Origin of the sequence: Clostridioides sp. ZZV15-6388 (assembly GCF_020657755.1) — a bacterium.
Taxonomy (GTDB): Bacteria; Bacillota; Clostridia; order Peptostreptococcales; family Peptostreptococcaceae; genus Clostridioides.
The window spans coordinates 33,794-51,191 of sequence record NZ_JAGWCU010000018.1 but is presented as its reverse complement, the minus strand read 5'-3'; the positions used below and the strand labels follow the sequence as shown (position 1 = coordinate 51,191).

Genomic DNA, 17,398 nt, shown 5'->3' with positions numbered 1-17,398 from the left:
TAGTATAAAAATATGAACTAGGTTTAGAGTATTACTTTACATTATATGGAGCATATGATATTTTCTAAAAGAGATATAATTTTTCTATGGGTAGAAGTTTTTAATTTGAGTATAACAGTTTGTGAATCTAAGGATATCAGCAATTATTAAAGTACTTAAGGGAGGAAAATTTTTGAGTAATATAACAATTCGGGAAATGGTAAATGATGAAAGAACGCTTGTTTGGAAAATTGGTAAATCTAGTTTTGGATTGGTTGAAGGGATGGCATTTAAAAAGCCTCAAAATGCTTTTCTTGCTATAATAGATGGTCATATTGTTGGTATGGCTTCCTATAAAATTTTTCCAGCAAAAAATGGCAAAAAAATTGGATATGTAGAAACAGCATATGTAAAGAAGGGACATGAAGGTAAGGGAATAGGAGGTGAGCTTTACAAAAAAGTAACCATATTTTTAAAAGAACAAGGTTGTGAAACTATGACTGCTACTGTGAAGGACGATAATGTTGCATCATGGAAGTTGTTTGAAAATAATGGATATCATATTATAAGCTTTACACAAATGTTACAAAACTATGGGCTAATTAGTACAATACGATTGTGGTTTAATAGTACACTTGCTATTGCTTCTGGATTTCATTTATGGAGCACATTATCACAAAAAAATAGCTCATCAATTCAACAATTAGGAATCTATATTGTATTAAACTTACTAATATCATTTCCTATTTTATTTTTTAGCAATAATTTTAATGATTTTGCTGTCAGAGTAGGTGCGTTTTTTTCATTACTGATTGTTTCTTTACTTAGTGGATTAATTGCAACCATGATTTCATCTGAGAAATGGAAGTTTATTGCTACAAGAGGTGGTTTGTTGATATCATTATTAATTACAATTTTGGGTGGTATATGGCCAGTGGTAGGTCGATTTTATCCAACAGAGTATAAGAGGAGTACTACATTTAGACGTAGTATGGGGATTGAAGGATTGTTTGAGTGGTTAGGAGTACTACTTTTTATTTTAGTAGTAGCAGTATTTGACAAACAATCAGAATTTTATGAATATATTATTTCCTTTGGGATAAGTTTTTTACTTTTTCATAGTATACCTTTTTATCCATTTGGATGTTTTGGTGGAAAGCGTATTTGGGATTACAGTAAAGTACTTTCATTGTTGACAATTATAATTTCTGTGGGAATACTATATAGTTTTTAAAAGGCACAAGCCTTTGGTTAAACATGAATTTAAAGTTTGAAATAGTAAAGAGAAGTTTTATAAGTTTTATTTTTTAATATTCTATATTTTTTTATTTAAAATATAGAATATTTTATTTTTATAAAAAAGAGAGTTTCTATTATGATTTTCAAAAATCATTTAGAAAAACTCTCTTTTTTATAAAATCTGAATAGCTATTATAATATAATAGAAATTTCTATTATTCTAATTTCTTTATTACAATACAATAGTTAAGATTGTAGATAAATAAACATTTTAAACATTAAATCTAAATAATATTACATCTCCATCTTTAACTATGTATTCTTTACCTTCTAATTTAACTAATCCTTTTTCTTTAGCAGCTGCCATAGTACCATGTTCAACTAAATCATTAAAAGCAATTGTTTCAGCTCTGATAAATCCTCTTTCTATGTCAGAATGTATTTTCCCTCCTGCTTGAGGTGCTTTACTTCCAAGCTTTATAGTCCATGCTCTAACCTCTTTTGGACCAGCTGTTAAGAATGAAATTAGACCAAGTAAGGCATAAGATGATTTTATAAGTTTATCAAGCCCTGATTGTTCAAGCCCTAGTGTTTCTAAAAATTCTTTCTTTTCTTCAGCAGAATCAAGTTCAGAAATTTCTGCTTCTATTTGTGCACATACAACAACAACTTCAGCATCTTCTGATTCTGCAAATACCTTAACCTGTTGAACATACTTATTACTCTCTCCGTCATCTGCTAAATCATCTTCTGATACATTTGCAGCGTATATTACAGGTTTAGATGTAAGTAAATCTAATGAATTTACAAAGCTTTGTTCATCTTCTGTAAATTGCATAGTTCTTACACACTTACTATTTTCTAGAGTAGCCATGACTGAATTTAATAAATCAAGTTCAGAACCTAAAGTTTTATCAGCTTTAGCGGCTTTTTGAGTTTTATGAATTCTTCTTTCAAGAATCTCTATGTCAGAGAAAATTAATTCTAAATTTATAGTTTCTATATCGCGAAGTGGTTCAACAGAACCATCTACATGTATAACATTTTCATCTTCAAAACATCTGACAACATGTACGATTGCATCAACTTCTCTTATATGTGATAAAAATTTATTTCCTAAGCCTTCTCCTTTAGAAGCCCCTCTAACTAAACCAGCTATGTCACAAAATTCTATGGCAGTAGGAACTATTTTTTCAGAGTTGTACAATTCTTTTAGTTTATCTAATCTTTCATCTGGAACAGATACAACTCCAACATTTGGGTCTATTGTACAAAAAGGGTAATTTGCAGATTCTGCACCTGCTTGAGTTATTGCGTTAAATAGTGTGCTTTTACCTACATTTGGTAAACCAACTATACCTAATTTCATATTAATCGTCCTCTCTCTTATTCTTTTTATATTCTTTATATAACTTTAAACAATCAATCTATAGGATTGTAAAATTGTTTTAATTATAGACATACATATTGATTATACATCATATATATGAAGCTTGTAAACTAGACTTTAAAGCAGAATGGTCTAAATAATTTTTAAATAAAAATATTACTTTTAGAAAATAATAAAAAGGATATAATTAAATAGAAGGTTTTTATATATAAGTATATACAATCAAAAATGAATAAATTTCAATTTTAAAATTGATGTTTAAATAAAAAATAGGAGGTACATATGGTTAATACTAAGAAAATAATAAATTTGGGTAATAATATTAATCTAACTTTGATAAAAACAGAAAAGTTTAAATCAAATCTTATAAGTTTGTATGTTCAGAGATTGTTGGATAAAAAAGAAACTACAAAAAATGCTTTGATACCATCAATAATAGCAAGCGGAAGTGAAAAATATCCTAGTGCTAGAGCAATATCCAATAAACTAGATGATTTATATGGTTCATCTATGGGAGCTGATGCTGTAAAGCGTGGAGAGCGTCAAGTACTAAGTTTTAAAATAATTAATATAAGTGAAAAGTATTTAGATGAAAACATATTTGAAGAAGTAGTAGAATTTTTTAATGAAGTAATAAATAATACACTTGTTGTGGATGGTGGATTTAAAGAAGAATATTTAAATATTGAAAAAGAAAATTTAAGAGATAAGATACAATCAATAATAAATGATAAAAAAGAATATGCACAAGATAAATGTATAGAAGCTATGTGTGAAAATGAAAAATACAGTATAAGTGAGTTTGGTTATGAAGATGAAATAGATAATATAACATCAAAAGACCTATATGAACATTATAGAAATATACTTAAAACATCTCCAATAGACATAGTTGTAGAAGGTGATTTTGATGAAGATAAGGTTGTAGACATAATAAGCAAGAATTTAAAATTCGAAAGAGAAGATATTATAGATATACCAAAAGAAGATTTCATAAAACATGTAGATGAAGTAAAAGTAGTAGACGAAAAAATGGAAATAACTCAAGGTAAGTTAGTTATGGGGTATAGAGCAAATGTAGATTATGTAGATAATGATAAATACTATGCTCTTGTGGTCGGAAGTAATGTATTAGGTGGTGGGCCACACTCTAAACTATTTGTGAATGTAAGAGAAAAGGAAAGCTTATGCTATTATATTTTCTCTTCAATAGAGAAGTATAAAAGCATTATGCTTATATCATCTGGAATAGAAACTAAAGATTATGATAAAGCTGTAAAATTAATAAAAGAACAATTAGAAAGTCTAAAAGCAGGAGATATATCTGATGAAGAGTTAGAAAATAGTAAGCTTGCTTTAGTTAACTCTATGAAGTCTATAACAGATAATATAGGTGGAATGTCTGATTTTGCTTTTTCTCAGTCTATGGCAAAGACAAATTCTGAAGTAGAAGACATAATATATAGTATAGAAAAAGTTACTAAAAAAGATATAGTCGAAGCTGTAAAAGATATAGAACTTGATACTGTATACTTTTTAAGAAATTAATGGAGGAGATGTCTATGGAAAAAATAGTTAATGATATATTAAGAGAAGAAGTTTATTATGAAAAATTACAAAATGGCTTAGATGTATACTTTATGCCAAAGAGAGGCTTCACAAAAAAATATGCTATTTTAGCTACTAATTATGGTTCAAATGACTTAGAATTTGTTCCAATAGGAGAAGATAAAAAGATTAGAGTAAATGAAGGAATTGCACATTTTCTAGAGCATAAGATGTTTGAACAACCTGATGGAGGAGATGCATTTGAAAAGTTTTCTAAATTGGGTGTAAGTGCAAATGCATTTACTAATTTTACAATGACAGCATACTTATTTTCAGCTACTGAAAATTTTTATGAGAGTTTAGAACACTTAATTGATTATGTTCAAACACCTTATTTTACAGATGAAAATGTTGAAAAGGAAAAAGGTATAATAGCACAAGAGATAAAAATGTACAATGATGACCCAGACTGGAATGTATATTTTAATTGTCTAAAGGCTATGTATGTAAATTATCCTGCTAGAATTGATATAGCTGGTACAGTAGATAGTATATATAAGATAACTAAGGAAGAACTGTATAAATGCTATAATACTTTCTACAATCCAGGAAATATGGCTTTGTTTGTTGTTGGTGATTTAGATGTAGAAAAAGTCATAGATGTAACTAAAAAAGCAAATAATTATGATGTAGATAAGCTTTCTAAGAATATAGAAAGATTTTATCCTGAAGAACCAGCAAATGTAAAGGAAAAAGAAGTTATAGAAAAGTTTCCTATATCTATACCTATGTTTAACATAGGTTTTAAAGATAATAATGTAGGTATAAAAGGAAAAGAACTTTTACGTAAAGAAATTGTAACTGACATACTTGTAGGTATGTTATTTAAAAAGGGTAGCAAACTTTATGAAGATTTGTATATGCAAGGTCTGATAAATGAAAATTTTGGAGCTGGATTTTCATCTCAAGTAGACTATGCTTTTAGTGTAATTGCTGGAGATTCTAAGGAACCTAAAAAAGTAAAAGAGATAATTCTTGAATATATAGAAAAAGCTAAAAAAGAAGGATTATCTAAAGAGGAATTTGAAAGAACTAAAAAGAAAAAAATTGGTTCATTTATTAAGTGTTTTGATTCTATAAACTTTATAGGAAATAGTTTTATATCTTATACATTTAAAGAGATAAATATTTTGGATTATTTAGATATTATTAAAGATGTTACTTTTGAGGAAATTGAAGAAAGATTAAAAGAACACTTTAAAGAAGAGTATTGTGTTATTTCTATTGTAGAACCTAAGTAGAAAATTTGAACATTACAATGAGTAGCTAAATGCCAAATAGTTAATTTTGATACTTATTTTATTTAGATAGCAAGTGAGCTTGTTGAATATACTTATATAAATTAAGTTAGTAAAAATTAAATATTATTGATAAAAATTTATAGAGAGATTGGTGTATATTATACACCAATTTCTTTGATTACAAATAATTTATGAATGATTTTATTGTGATGATGTGTATAATATATTTTTAGTATTTGTAGAATCAACATCAATATGTTTTGTAGAATTAACATTAATATGTTATCATAATTTAGTATAATTACAATTAATTATAAACATGGTGTATTGCTTTGGAAATATTTTAATTAAGATAAAGAGGTGGAGTTATGGATAGAGTTGCATTTACACTGTTTGGGATAGACATAATGTGGTATGGAATACTTATGGCTAGTGGTATGATTTTGGGAACTTTAATAGCAATAAAAGAGTCAAAAAGAGTAGGACTTAAAGAAGATGATGTATTAAATATAGCTATCATAGCAATTCCTGTTGGATTAATATGTGCAAGAATATATTATGTTATATTTAATTGGAGTTATTACGCTCAAAATCTATCTCAAATCCTTAATTTTAGAGGTGGTGGACTTGCTATACATGGAGGATTAATAGGTGGAATCTTAGCTGGTTACATATACACTAAGGTTAAAAATATTAATTTCTTAAAAATGGCTGATACTGTCATACTTGGAATGCCTTTAGCACAAGCTATAGGAAGATGGGGAAACTTTATTAATGGAGAAGCTCATGGAGGTACAACTAATTTACCATGGGGAATAATGGTTGATGGAGTAAAGGTTCATCCAACTTTTCTATATGAGTCTATATGGGATTTTGGAATATTTATAGTTTTATTATTGTTTAGAAAGAATAAAAAATACGAAGGGCAGGTTATAGTAACTTATATAACCCTGTATTCAATAGGAAGATTTTTTATAGAAGGATTAAGAACAGATAGTTTAATGTTAGGGCCACTTAGAATGGCTCAAGTGATAAGTTTAGTTGGAGTTGTTGGTGGTATAATAGCACATATTTATTTATCAAAGAGAAATAAAAACAACAGTATTGAAAAATAATTTAAATAGTGAGTTTAAAGGAGGTAGTTATGGAATTTCATCATGTATCAGTTCTTTTAAATGAATGTATAGAAAATTTAAAGATAAAACCAGATGGAGTATATGTTGACTGTACTATGGGGGGTGCAGGACATTCCAAAGAGATAGTAAAAAATTTATCAGATAAAGGATTGTTTATAGGGTTTGACCAAGATAAAAATGCTATAAATACAGCGAGAGAAAGACTAAGTGAATATGAAAACAGAGTAAAATTTGTTCATAGCAATTTTGAAAATATAAAAGAAGAATTGGAAAAAATAGGAGTTTATAAGATAGATGGTGTATTAGCAGATTTAGGAGTTTCCTCTCATCAACTTGATGAAGCTGAGAGAGGATTTTCTTATATGCAAGATGCACCACTTGATATGAGGATGGATGTTAGGTGTGAATTTTCAGCATATGATGTTGTAAACACTTATTCAGAAGATGAACTAGCTAAGATAATTAAAGATTATGGTGAAGATAACTGGGCTAAACGTATAGCTAAATTTATAGTTGAGGAAAGAGTGAATAAACCAATAGAAACCACAGGTGAATTGGTTGATACAATTAAAAAAGCTATTCCTAAAAAAGCTAGAATAGATGGGCCTCATCCAGCTAAAAGGACTTTTCAGGCTATACGAATAGAAGTAAATAATGAACTTGGAGTAATTACAAAGATGATAAATGATGCTTCTTCTATAATGAATGAAGGGGGTAGAATTTGTATAATAACATTTCATTCGTTAGAAGATAGAATAGTGAAAAATGCATTTAAATATCTTGCATCAGATTGTATATGTCCACAACATTTACCAATATGTCAATGTGACAAAGAATCTGAAGTAAAAATAATAACTAGAAAACCAATATTACCTAGTGCTGAAGAAATAGAAGTAAATCCACGTTCAAGAAGTGCTAAATTGAGAGTAGCTGAAAAAATATAATTTATATAGTTTGAGAGTAAGGGCTAGCTATGTAATAAAATAATAAACTTCTTAATGATAGTTAAAACCTATTATAGTTTTTATTAGAATAGAAAACAACTATGATATAATCGACAATATAGAAAAATATTTTCTGTTATAATATAACTAAAATAGATATTAGGAGTGAAGAAAAATAGAGAATAAGCATAAAAAATTATTAATAAAAATTTGTATTATATTGGGGGTACTTGCTATTTACTTTTTTATACCTCCTGTTAAAAAAATGGTAAATCAGATGATATTTTATCTGAGTATGTTAAATTTAGATGCAATTAAGGAGTACATACTATCATTTGGAGTTTGGGCACCAATAATATCATTTGCACTTATGATATTACAATCAATAGCTGCACCTCTTCCTGCATTTTTAATTACTTTTGCAAATGCAGCCTTATTTGGATGGGTAAATGGTGCTATACTGTCATGGGTTAGTGCAATGGCAGGTGCTGCAATCTGTTTTGTAATTGGGAGATTTTTAGGTAGAGATGTAGTTGCAAAACTTACAAGTAAATTTGCACTAGAAAGTATAGATGGTTTTTTTGATAAATATGGAAAACATACAATTTTAATTGCAAGATTGCTTCCTTTTATATCTTTTGACCTTGTGAGTTATGCAGCAGGTCTAACATCTATGAGTTTTATATCTTTCTTTATAGCTACTGGGGTAGGACAATTACCAGCAACCATTGTATATTCTTATGTTGGTGGGATGTTGACTGGTGGAGCTAAAGTCATGATGACAGGACTCTTAATATTATTTGCTTTAAGTGTATTGATTTATATGTTAAAGAAAATATATAGTGATAAAAATAAATAAAAATTAGTGTATAATCTATAGGTTCGATATTCAAGAATTAGTGAATCTATAGATTTTTTGTTGTGTATAGAAAAAATTACAAATAGATTGTGTAATAGTGTATTAATTTAGCGATGAAATTTTAAAGGAAGAGATATGATTAATAACAAATATAGTATAGAGGAAAATCTAAAAATCTATATTATCGGGGTGATAATTTGAAAAAAAATTATAAAATACATAATCTAAATGAATATAAAAATAAAAAAAAGAATAATTATAAAAAGAGAATTAATAAAAAAATAGGGGCTAAATGTATTTTATTGATTACAACTTTCGTAGTAATAATATTGAATCTATGTGGTTATTCAAAAATTTCAGAAATGAAATATGATATTTATTATTTACAAAAAGATTTAAGAAAAAAAGAGATAGTATTAGAGGAACTAAAGGCAAAAGAAACTGAAAAAACATCAATAAAAGAAATTGAGTTAAAAGCAAAGGAATTGCTCAATATGGACTATCCAAAAGATGGACAAATAAAGTATATAAATGTGGATAACTAGGGGGAATAGGTTTGAGAAAAGTAAAAAGGATAAGCAAAAAAAGACTGGTACTTGTTCTTGTTTTAGCATGTGCACTGTTTTTTTGCCTTGTTATTAGGACTGGATACTTACAACTTATGAAAGGTAATTGGTTGAGCACAAAAGCATTAGAACAACAAACAAGAGATATACCTATAGAGCCTAAAAGAGGAACTATATATGATAGAAATATGAAAGAATTGGCAGTAAGTGTAACTAAATATACAGTTTGGTGCAAACCTGTAGAAGTTGAAGATAAAAAAGAAGCGGCTGAAAAAGTTGCTGAAATTTTGGACGAAGACTATAAAGATATTTATTCTCTAATAAGTAAAAAAAATATGGCTCTTGTAAAGGTCAAAAGATGGATAGATGATGATAAGGCAAGTCAAATAAGGGATGCTAAATTAGGTGGAATATGGGTAGCAGAAGACAATCAAAGATATTATCCTTATGGAAATTTTGCACCATATGTAATAGGTCATACTTCTTCAGATGCAACAGGGATATCTGGTATAGAGATGCAATATGATAAAAAATTAAAAGGGAAAGCTGGAAAACTAATAGTAAGTACTGATGCTTCAGGTAGAGAAATTCCACAAGGTATGGAAAAATATTATGAACCTGTTCAAGGGAATGGTCTTGTATTGTCTATAGATGAAGTAATCCAACATTATACTGAAAAAGCAGTACAAAAGGCTTATGAAATAAACAATGCAAAGAAAGTCACTGCAATAGCAATGAATCCTAAAACTGGTGATATACTTGCTTTAGCATCAAAACCAGATTATGACCCTAACGACTCAAGAACACCAATATATCCATATTATCAAGAAGAACTTGAAAAATATAGCGATAAAGACAAAATAAAGGGCTATTATCAAATGTGGAGAAATCCAGCAGTAAGTGATACATATGAACCAGGTTCTACATTTAAACTTATTACATCTTCTAGTGCTCTTGAAGAAGGAGTAATAAAAGATGGTGAGAAATTCACATGTACAGGTAGTGTAACTGTAGGAGGAAGAAAGATTAAATGTTGGAGACACTATAGACCTCATGGAACACAAGAGTTTAAACAAGCAGTACAAAATTCTTGTAACCCTGTGTTTGTTGAATTAGGAAGTAGATTAGGTGTTGGTAAAATGTATGATTATATAGAATCTTTTGGTCTTATGAATAAGACAGGTATAGATTTACCAGGAGAAGCTAAGGGGATATTATATAATGAAAAAAATGTAGGTCCAGTCGAGTTAGCTACAATATCATTTGGTCAATCCATATCAGTAACTCCAATACAACTTATAACAGCTATATCATCAATAGCAAATGGTGGAGATTTAATGCAACCAAGAGTAGTAAAATCTTATACTGACAATAAAGGTAATATAACTGAGACAGTAAAACCAAAAAAAGTAAGAAATGTTATATCTAAAGAAACATCCAAAAAAATGTTAGAAATTGCAGAGTCAGTTGTAACTGATGGTGGAGGAAAAATTGCATATATACCAGGATATAGACTAGGTGGGAAAACAGGTACAGCTCAAAAGGTTATAGATGGTAAATATGCTCAAGGAAAATATATATGTTCATTCGTGGGAATAGCACCTTGTGATGACCCACAAATTGTAGTTCTTGCTATTGTTGATGAGCCAACAGGAGTAAGTGCATTTGGTAGTACTACAGCAGGACCTATAGTAAAAGAAATAATGAATGATTCTCTAAAATATTTAGGGGTTAAACCAGTATATAAAGAAGAAGAAAAAGCTGAATATGAAAAGAAACAAGTCAAAGTACCAGATGTAAGAAATTTAAAAATTGGAGATGCAGTGAAAGCACTAGAAGATGCGAAGTTAAAACCAAATTTAGATACAGATATAGAAATTCCAAAGGATACAAAAGTAAAGGATGTTTTTCCAAAACCTGGAATAAAAGTTAATGAAGATTCAAGTATAACACTATATTTTGAAAACTAAAAAGTAACAGATAATTAACATATATCCATAAACATCTTCAAAAAAACAGAAATATAGTATATAATTATAAAGTTAAGAGTTATCGTAGGCAATGTATATGTAACGGTATACATTGCCTTTTGTTGCTAAGATAATATAGCTAATGTTTTATAAGGAGGAGTTTGAGAATGGAGTGCTTAACAATAAAGGAGTTAGTACTTGCAACTAATGGAAAGTTAATATATGGAGATTATAATGACTGTGTAAGTGATATAGTTATAGATAGCAGGGAAGCAAAGGCACAAAATGCATTTGTAGCCATAGTTGGAGAAAATTTAGATGGGCATACATTTATAAAGTCTGCCTATGATAGTGGATGTAAAACTTTTATAAAAAATGAAAGTAATGGAATAAAATTAGAAAGTTCGGATATAAATTTAATAGAGGTAAAAGATACAACTTTGGCTCTAGGAAATATTTCCAGATACTATAAAGAAAAATTTGACATTCCATTTATAGGTGTTACAGGTAGTGTAGGGAAAACAACTACTAGAGATATGATATATGCAGCTATTTCTGCAAAATTAAACATCTTGAAAAATGAAAAGAACCTAAATAATCATTTTGGGGTTCCTTTGACTTTGTTTAATTTAAATAAAGAACATGAGTGTGCTGTAATAGAAATGGGAATGTCTGGATTTAATGAAATAAAGTATTTGGTGGACATAGTAAATCCTAAAATTGCAGTCATATCAAATATAGGATTATCGCACATAGAAAACCTAGGTTCACAAGAAGGGATTTTAAAGGCAAAGCTGGAGATTGCTTCAAACTTTGATGATACAAATACCTTGATTGTGAATGGTGATGATAAATTTTTATCTACACTAAAAGAAAAAGAGCACATATATAAGTTAAAAACATTTGGATTTAATAAAGATAATGACATTTATTGTGAAGATTATACTATGGAAGAAGGTAGTTTGACATTTACGTGTGTCATAAATGGAAAAAAAGAGGAAATATTTATACCAACAATAGGAGAGCATAATATATATAATGCTATGTCAGCTATATTAGTTGGCATGAGTTTAAATATTTCTTTGGAGTATATAAAAACAGGTTTAAAAAACTTCAAAGGGACAAAAATGAGATTAGACATAATAAAAAATGAAAGATTAACAATAATTAATGACTCATATAATGCCAGTCCAGATTCTATGGAAGCAGCCTTAAAAATACTTGGAAGATATAAAGGTAGAAAAGTAGCAATACTTGGAGATATGCTTGAGATGGGTGAAATTTCAGAGTATGGTCATAGATTAGTTGGAAAATCATCTATGAATAATACTGATATTATAATAACTATAGGTGAAAATTCAGTGTTTATTGGAGACGAAGCAAAACGATTAGGATTCGATTCATCCAATATATATCACTTTAAAAATAGAGATGATGTATTTAATCAATTAGATGAATTAATAAAAACAGGAGACACTATTTTAGTGAAAGGCTCAAGAGGCATGAAATTAGAAAAAATAGTTGAATATCTAAATAAATAAGCTTAAACTAATGAGTTGATTGACAAGGGAGAGGAGTTTTATGATGTTAGGAATAACAGAGCTTACGTACACCGCATTGATTGCGTTTTTGATAGTAATTATAATAGGACCAATATTTATACCAATGCTTAGGAAATTTAAATTTGGTCAGACAGTTAGAGATGATGGACCTCAAACACATCTAGCTAAGAATGGAACACCTACTATGGGTGGAATTATAATGATTGTTGCAATTCTAATAACTGGACTTACAAGAGTAAAAGTTAGTCATGACATGGCAGTAGGTCTTATATGTATTGCTGGTTTTGGTTTTATTGGTTTTTTAGATGACTTTATAAAAATAAAGCTAAAAAGGTCACTTGGACTAAAAGCATATCAAAAAATAATCCTTCAAGTTGCATTATCTTTTTATGTTGCTTTTTATCAGTATACGTCATCATCAAGTGCTTCGCAACTTATGATACCATTTACAGATTTTGTAATAAATGTTGGGATACTATATATACCAATAATGATGTTTATAATAGTAGCAATAGTAAATGCTGTAAATTTAACTGATGGTCTAGATGGTCTAGCATCAGGAGTGACTTTAGTTGTTTCTGTATTTTTTATGTTGTTTGCAAGTTCAGTTGCAGGTAATACAGAAGTTGCAGTTTTGGCAGCAGCAACTGTTGGAGCATGTCTAGGCTTTTTAGGATTTAATTCATATCCAGCTAGAGTGTTTATGGGAGATACAGGTTCAATGGCACTAGGAGGTGCGGTTGTAGCATTTTCAGTTTTAACTAATTCTGTGCTTATAATACCTATAATTGGAGGTATTTATTTTGCAGAAGCTCTATCAGTTTTAATTCAAGTTGGATATTTTAAAGCAACTAGAAAGAGATTCTTTAAGATGGCTCCAATACACCATCATTTTGAACAATGTGGCTGGCCAGAAACAAGAGTTGTATTTGTTTTTTGGATTATTACAGTTGTTTTAGCTTGGATAAGTATAATAGCAGTATTTTAGGCCTAGGGGGAATAAAAAATGGACTTAAGTGGAAAAAAAGTTTTATTAGTAGGGCTTGCAAAAACTGGTATATCTACAATTAAACATTTAGATAAATTAGGAGCAAGTATAATTGTAAATGATATTAAAGATGAAAATAAATTAAAAAACATACTTGATGAATTAAAATCTATAAATGACATAGAATACATATTAGGATGCCATCCAGAGGATGTAGACGATGTAGATATGGTTGTAGTATCTCCAGGGGTACCATTAGACCTGCCATTTATTTTGGAACTAAAGAATTCAGGCAAGTGTATAATTGGTGAGGTAGAATTAGCTTTTAAATTGTCAAATAATCCAACTTTTATAGGGATTACAGGTACAAATGGTAAGACAACTACAACTAGCTTAGTAGGAGAAATTTTTTCAAGTGCCAAAAAAGATACATATGTAGTTGGTAATATAGGGAATCCTGTAATAGATACTATAGAAACTTCAAATGAAGAATCTATACTTGTAACTGAACTGAGTAGTTTCCAACTTGAAAGTGTGGATGAATTTAGACCTAAAGTAAGTGCAATATTAAACATTACAGAAGATCATTTAAATAGACATCATACTATGGAAAAGTACATAGAAGCTAAATCAAAAATATTTATGAATCAAAATGCTGAAGATTTTTGTGTATTAAATTATGATGATGAAATAGTGAGAGGTCTATCTGATAAATGTAATGCCAAAATAATTTACTTTTCAAGAACTCATAGAGTAAATGGAGGAGTATATTTAGAAAATAATGACATAATAATAGATATAGAGGATAAGATTAAGTTTCTAAATAAAGATGATGTAAGTTTGCCTGGAGGCCATAATTTAGAAAATTGTATGGCAGCAATAGCAATCGCATATGTTTGTAAAGTAGATTTAGAAGTAATAAAAGATGTATTGATGACATTTAAAGGAGTTGAACACAGACAAGAGTTTGTAAGAAACTTAGATAATGTAATGTATGTAAATGATTCAAAGGGAACTAATCCAGACTCTACTATAAAAGCTGTACAGTCTTATAATAGACCTATAGTGCTTATAGCAGGAGGAATGGATAAGGGAAGCAACTTTGATGAACTTCTTGAAATTGCAAAGTCATATGTTAAATCATTAATCTTATTAGGAGAAACTGCACCAAAGATAGAAAGTTGTGCTAAAAATAAAGGATTTAATGACATACATATAGTAAAAGATATGGAGGAAGCAGTTAAGACTTCTCATGAGATTTCAAAAAATGGAGATATAGTGCTTCTTTCACCAGCTTGTGCAAGTTGGGATATGTATGAAAGTTTTGAAGTAAGAGGAAAAGACTTCAAAGATAATGTAAACAATTTAAAATAATCTCTTACCTCTAAACTTACTTAGATGGAAGAATGGAGGTAGATTAGTTGGATGCCTAAAGAAAATTTGAAAAAACAAATTGACATAAGGATGAAGACTGAATTTGATGGAGTAGTATTTTATACTACTATGCTTTTAGTATTTGTAGGAATAGTTATGGTGTTTAGTGCAAGTTTTATACAATCTTCATTTAAACATAATGATGCATACTATTTTCTAAAGAAAAATGTAATATATGCTATACTGGGATTTATAGTTATGATTATTACATCTAGAATAGACTATAATTTTTGGAAGAAAAATGCTACAGCAATTGGAGCTATAGCAGTAGTATTATTATTGTTGGTTTTAACTCCTTTGGGAATAGAAGCAAACGGAGCAAAAAGATGGTTAGGGATAGGTGCTTTAACATTTCAGCCTGCAGAAATTGCAAAGTTTGCTACAATAATATTAACTGCAAAATTGATTGAGAAAAATTATGATAAAATAAAATCTTTGACAAAAGGTGTTGTACCACTTCTCGTAGTTCCAGGAATATTTTTTGCGTTGATAATACTTCAACCAAATTTGTCAACAGCAGGTACTGTAATTCTAGTTACATTTGTAATGATATTTGTTGCTGGGATGGATATGAAAATTGTATTTGCTATGATAGGAAGTGGGGCTGCTTTATTTGCTGCATTAGTAATTGCTGAACCGTATAGACTTAGTCGTGTTACATCTTTTTTAGACCCATTTCAAGACCCACTTGGTAAGGGGTATCAGGTAATACAAGGTTTATATGCATTAGGCTCAGGAGGACTGTTTGGTTTAGGCTTAGGAAAGAGTAAGCAAAAGTATTTTTATATACCAGAGCCACAAAATGACTTTATATTTGCTATAATAGGAGAAGAGTTAGGATTAATTGGTTGTATAATAGTTATAATGCTATTTGTAGCCTTAGTCTACAGATGTGTAAGAATAGCGCTGAAGACTTCTAATGTATTTGCTTGTATGGTTGTCATAGGTATAGGGGCACAAATTGGAATACAAGCAGCTTTAAATATAGCAGTTGCAACATCATCAATGCCAGCTACAGGTGTAGCACTACCATTTATAAGTTATGGAGGTACCTCACTCACCATCTTTATGGGGGCCGTAGGTATAGTGTTGAACATCTCAAAGCATGTCAAAATTAATTAACAGGAGATGATGATTTGATGAAAGTTTTATTATCGGGCGGTGGAACTGGAGGACACGTATATCCAGCTATAGCTATTGCTAACAAAATAAGAGATGAACATCCAGACGCCGAGATAATGTTTGTTGGGACGGAAAAGGGAATAGAATCAGAAATAGTTCCTAAGTATGGATTTGAATTGAAAACTGTAACAGTACAAGGATTTAAGAGAAAAATAGACTTCGATAATGTAAAAAGAGTTTTTAAGCTTTTTAAAGGATTGGAACAATCAAGAAAAATTGTTAAAAAATTTAAGCCAGATGTAGTCATAGGAACTGGTGGATATGTCAGTGGACCTGTTTTATTTAATGCGTCTATGGGAAAAATACCAGCTATAATACATGAGCAAAATTCTTTTCCTGGAGTAACTAATAAGATTTTATCCAAAACAGTTACAAAGGTACTTACAAGTTTTGAAGATTCACATAAAAGATTTCCTGAGACAGCTGAAGAAAAATTAGTTTTTACAGGAAATCCAGTTAGAAAAGAAATTTTGTTATCAAGAAAAAATATCGCAAGAAAAAATTTAGGGATAAGTGAAGAGAAAAAAATGGTACTTTGCTATGGTGGTAGTGGAGGTTCAAGAAAAATAAATGATGCAATGAGACTTGTCATAAAGAATATGGTCAATGAAGATATAGCTTTTATATTTGCAACAGGAAAAAGCTATTATGAAGAATTTATGGAAAGTATCAGTAATATAAATCTTAAACCATACCAAAAAGTAGTACCTTATTTAGAAGATATGGCAAATGCACTTGCAGCAAGTGATTTAGTTATAGGTAGTGCAGGAGCAATTTCACTAGCTGAAATAACAGCTCTTGGCAAACCTTCTATAATAATACCTAAAGCATATACTGCTGAAAATCATCAAGAGTACAATGCTAAGAGTATAGAGAAGCAAGGTGCAGGGGTTGCAATTCTAGAAAAAAACTTAACTCCAGAAAGCCTAAATACAGCCGTATTTAAACTTTTAGGCGATAGAGAGCTTCTAGTTGACATGGCAAATGCAAGTAAAACTATAGGTAGACCTGAGGCGATAGACCTTATATATGATGAGATAATAAAGGTATACAACTCAACACAAAAATCAACAGCTAAAAAACCAAAAAAAGAAAAAGTTGTTGAGGAAGTAAAAAAAGAAGCAGCTCCAAGTATAGAAGGTCAGGCTAAAGTAATAGGAATAAAGAAAAGATAAATAGATATTTACCCCTAATTTATAATATATTAGATTTTCTAAATTATTCTAAATTAGGGGTTTATTTGTGTGTATACAAGTTTTAAGTTATAAAAAATATATGGTATTTTATATTTATTTTGATG

At 29.3% G+C, this 17,398-nt stretch carries 14 protein-coding genes; 13 read left to right on the top strand and 1 reads right to left on the bottom strand.

Annotated elements, in window-relative coordinates; all coding sequences use genetic code 11:
• Positions 1 to 172 precede the first annotated feature (172 nt).
• On the top strand, positions 173 to 1,213 hold the full coding sequence (locus tag KGF48_RS12195; protein WP_227839475.1) for a GNAT family N-acetyltransferase: 1,041 nt from the start codon (positions 173 to 175) through the stop codon (positions 1,211 to 1,213).
• A 276-nt stretch (positions 1,214 to 1,489) separates the two neighbouring features.
• On the opposite strand, the gene ychF is transcribed toward KGF48_RS12195, so the two are convergent.
• Positions 1,490 to 2,587 (bottom strand): redox-regulated ATPase YchF, encoded by a 1,098-nt coding sequence (ychF, locus tag KGF48_RS12190; protein ID WP_227868078.1) that lies wholly within the window; start codon positions 2,585 to 2,587, stop codon positions 1,490 to 1,492.
• Positions 2,588 to 2,890: 303 nt separating this feature from the next.
• Between ychF and yfmF the strand changes: the two genes are divergently transcribed.
• The 12 genes from yfmF to murG all read left to right on the top strand — a co-directional run bounded on the left by yfmF (position 2,891) and on the right by murG (position 17,273).
• On the top strand, positions 2,891 to 4,156 hold the full coding sequence (gene yfmF / locus KGF48_RS12185; RefSeq protein ID WP_227829185.1) for an EF-P 5-aminopentanol modification-associated protein YfmF: 1,266 nt from the start codon (positions 2,891 to 2,893) through the stop codon (positions 4,154 to 4,156).
• A gap of 14 nt (positions 4,157 to 4,170) precedes the next feature.
• Positions 4,171 to 5,457, top strand: a complete 1,287-nt coding sequence (gene yfmH / locus KGF48_RS12180) for an EF-P 5-aminopentanol modification-associated protein YfmH (RefSeq protein ID WP_227829184.1) — start codon at positions 4,171 to 4,173, stop codon at positions 5,455 to 5,457.
• A gap of 368 nt (positions 5,458 to 5,825) precedes the next feature.
• Positions 5,826 to 6,572 carry a prolipoprotein diacylglyceryl transferase gene (gene lgt / locus KGF48_RS12175; RefSeq protein WP_227839473.1) on the top strand — a complete coding sequence of 249 codons (747 nt, stop codon included), beginning with the start codon at positions 5,826 to 5,828 and terminating at the stop codon, positions 6,570 to 6,572.
• Between the two features lie 29 nt (positions 6,573 to 6,601).
• The gene (rsmH, locus tag KGF48_RS12170) at positions 6,602 to 7,537 is read left to right on the top strand and encodes a 16S rRNA (cytosine(1402)-N(4))-methyltransferase RsmH (protein ID WP_227839472.1); all 936 of its coding nucleotides are present in this window, start codon (positions 6,602 to 6,604) and stop codon (positions 7,535 to 7,537) included.
• Between the two features lie 277 nt (positions 7,538 to 7,814).
• Entirely contained in the window at positions 7,815 to 8,396 is a 582-nt protein-coding gene (locus tag KGF48_RS12165; protein ID WP_255640441.1) for a TVP38/TMEM64 family protein, read from the top strand.
• Positions 8,397 to 8,593: 197 nt separating this feature from the next.
• The gene (locus tag KGF48_RS12160) at positions 8,594 to 8,941 is read left to right on the top strand and encodes a hypothetical protein (RefSeq protein WP_227829181.1); all 348 of its coding nucleotides are present in this window, start codon (positions 8,594 to 8,596) and stop codon (positions 8,939 to 8,941) included.
• Positions 8,942 to 8,952: 11 nt separating this feature from the next.
• Positions 8,953 to 10,932, top strand: a complete 1,980-nt coding sequence (locus tag KGF48_RS12155) for a stage V sporulation protein D (protein WP_227839471.1) — start codon at positions 8,953 to 8,955, stop codon at positions 10,930 to 10,932.
• A gap of 167 nt (positions 10,933 to 11,099) precedes the next feature.
• Positions 11,100 to 12,473: a UDP-N-acetylmuramoyl-tripeptide--D-alanyl-D-alanine ligase gene (locus KGF48_RS12150; protein WP_227839470.1), complete on the top strand. Its 1,374-nt coding sequence runs from the start codon at positions 11,100 to 11,102 to the stop codon at positions 12,471 to 12,473.
• Positions 12,474 to 12,513: 40 nt separating this feature from the next.
• Positions 12,514 to 13,482 carry a phospho-N-acetylmuramoyl-pentapeptide-transferase gene (mraY, locus tag KGF48_RS12145; protein WP_227829178.1) on the top strand — a complete coding sequence of 323 codons (969 nt, stop codon included), beginning with the start codon at positions 12,514 to 12,516 and terminating at the stop codon, positions 13,480 to 13,482.
• An 18-nt stretch (positions 13,483 to 13,500) separates the two neighbouring features.
• Positions 13,501 to 14,856: a UDP-N-acetylmuramoyl-L-alanine--D-glutamate ligase gene (gene murD / locus KGF48_RS12140; protein ID WP_227839469.1), complete on the top strand. Its 1,356-nt coding sequence runs from the start codon at positions 13,501 to 13,503 to the stop codon at positions 14,854 to 14,856.
• 51 nt (positions 14,857 to 14,907) lie between these two features.
• Positions 14,908 to 16,038 (top strand): stage V sporulation protein E, encoded by a 1,131-nt coding sequence (gene spoVE / locus KGF48_RS12135; RefSeq protein WP_227432412.1) that lies wholly within the window; start codon positions 14,908 to 14,910, stop codon positions 16,036 to 16,038.
• Positions 16,039 to 16,055: 17 nt separating this feature from the next.
• A complete protein-coding gene (murG, locus tag KGF48_RS12130; RefSeq protein ID WP_227839468.1) occupies positions 16,056 to 17,273 on the top strand; it encodes an undecaprenyldiphospho-muramoylpentapeptide beta-N-acetylglucosaminyltransferase in 1,218 nt (405 codons plus the stop codon).
• Positions 17,274 to 17,398 lie beyond the last annotated feature (125 nt).

What these genes read in the sequence shown, in the direction of transcription:
- murD (WP_227839469.1), top strand. Translation starts at nt 13,501, where the DNA reads ATGGACTTAAGTGGAAAAAAAGTTTTATTAGTAGGGCTTGCAAAAACT.
- lgt (WP_227839473.1), top strand. Translation starts at nt 5,826, where the DNA reads ATGGATAGAGTTGCATTTACACTGTTTGGGATAGACATAATGTGGTAT.
- yfmF (WP_227829185.1), top strand. Translation starts at nt 2,891, where the DNA reads ATGGTTAATACTAAGAAAATAATAAATTTGGGTAATAATATTAATCTA.
- murG (WP_227839468.1), top strand. Translation starts at nt 16,056, where the DNA reads ATGAAAGTTTTATTATCGGGCGGTGGAACTGGAGGACACGTATATCCA.
- yfmH (WP_227829184.1), top strand. Translation starts at nt 4,171, where the DNA reads ATGGAAAAAATAGTTAATGATATATTAAGAGAAGAAGTTTATTATGAA.
- rsmH (WP_227839472.1), top strand. Translation starts at nt 6,602, where the DNA reads ATGGAATTTCATCATGTATCAGTTCTTTTAAATGAATGTATAGAAAAT.
- spoVE (WP_227432412.1), top strand. Translation starts at nt 14,908, where the DNA reads ATGCCTAAAGAAAATTTGAAAAAACAAATTGACATAAGGATGAAGACT.
- KGF48_RS12165 (WP_255640441.1), top strand. Translation starts at nt 7,815, where the DNA reads ATGATATTTTATCTGAGTATGTTAAATTTAGATGCAATTAAGGAGTAC.
- ychF (WP_227868078.1), bottom strand. Translation starts at nt 2,587, where the DNA reads ATGAAATTAGGTATAGTTGGTTTACCAAATGTAGGTAAAAGCACACTA.
- KGF48_RS12150 (WP_227839470.1), top strand. Translation starts at nt 11,100, where the DNA reads ATGGAGTGCTTAACAATAAAGGAGTTAGTACTTGCAACTAATGGAAAG.
- mraY (WP_227829178.1), top strand. Translation starts at nt 12,514, where the DNA reads ATGATGTTAGGAATAACAGAGCTTACGTACACCGCATTGATTGCGTTT.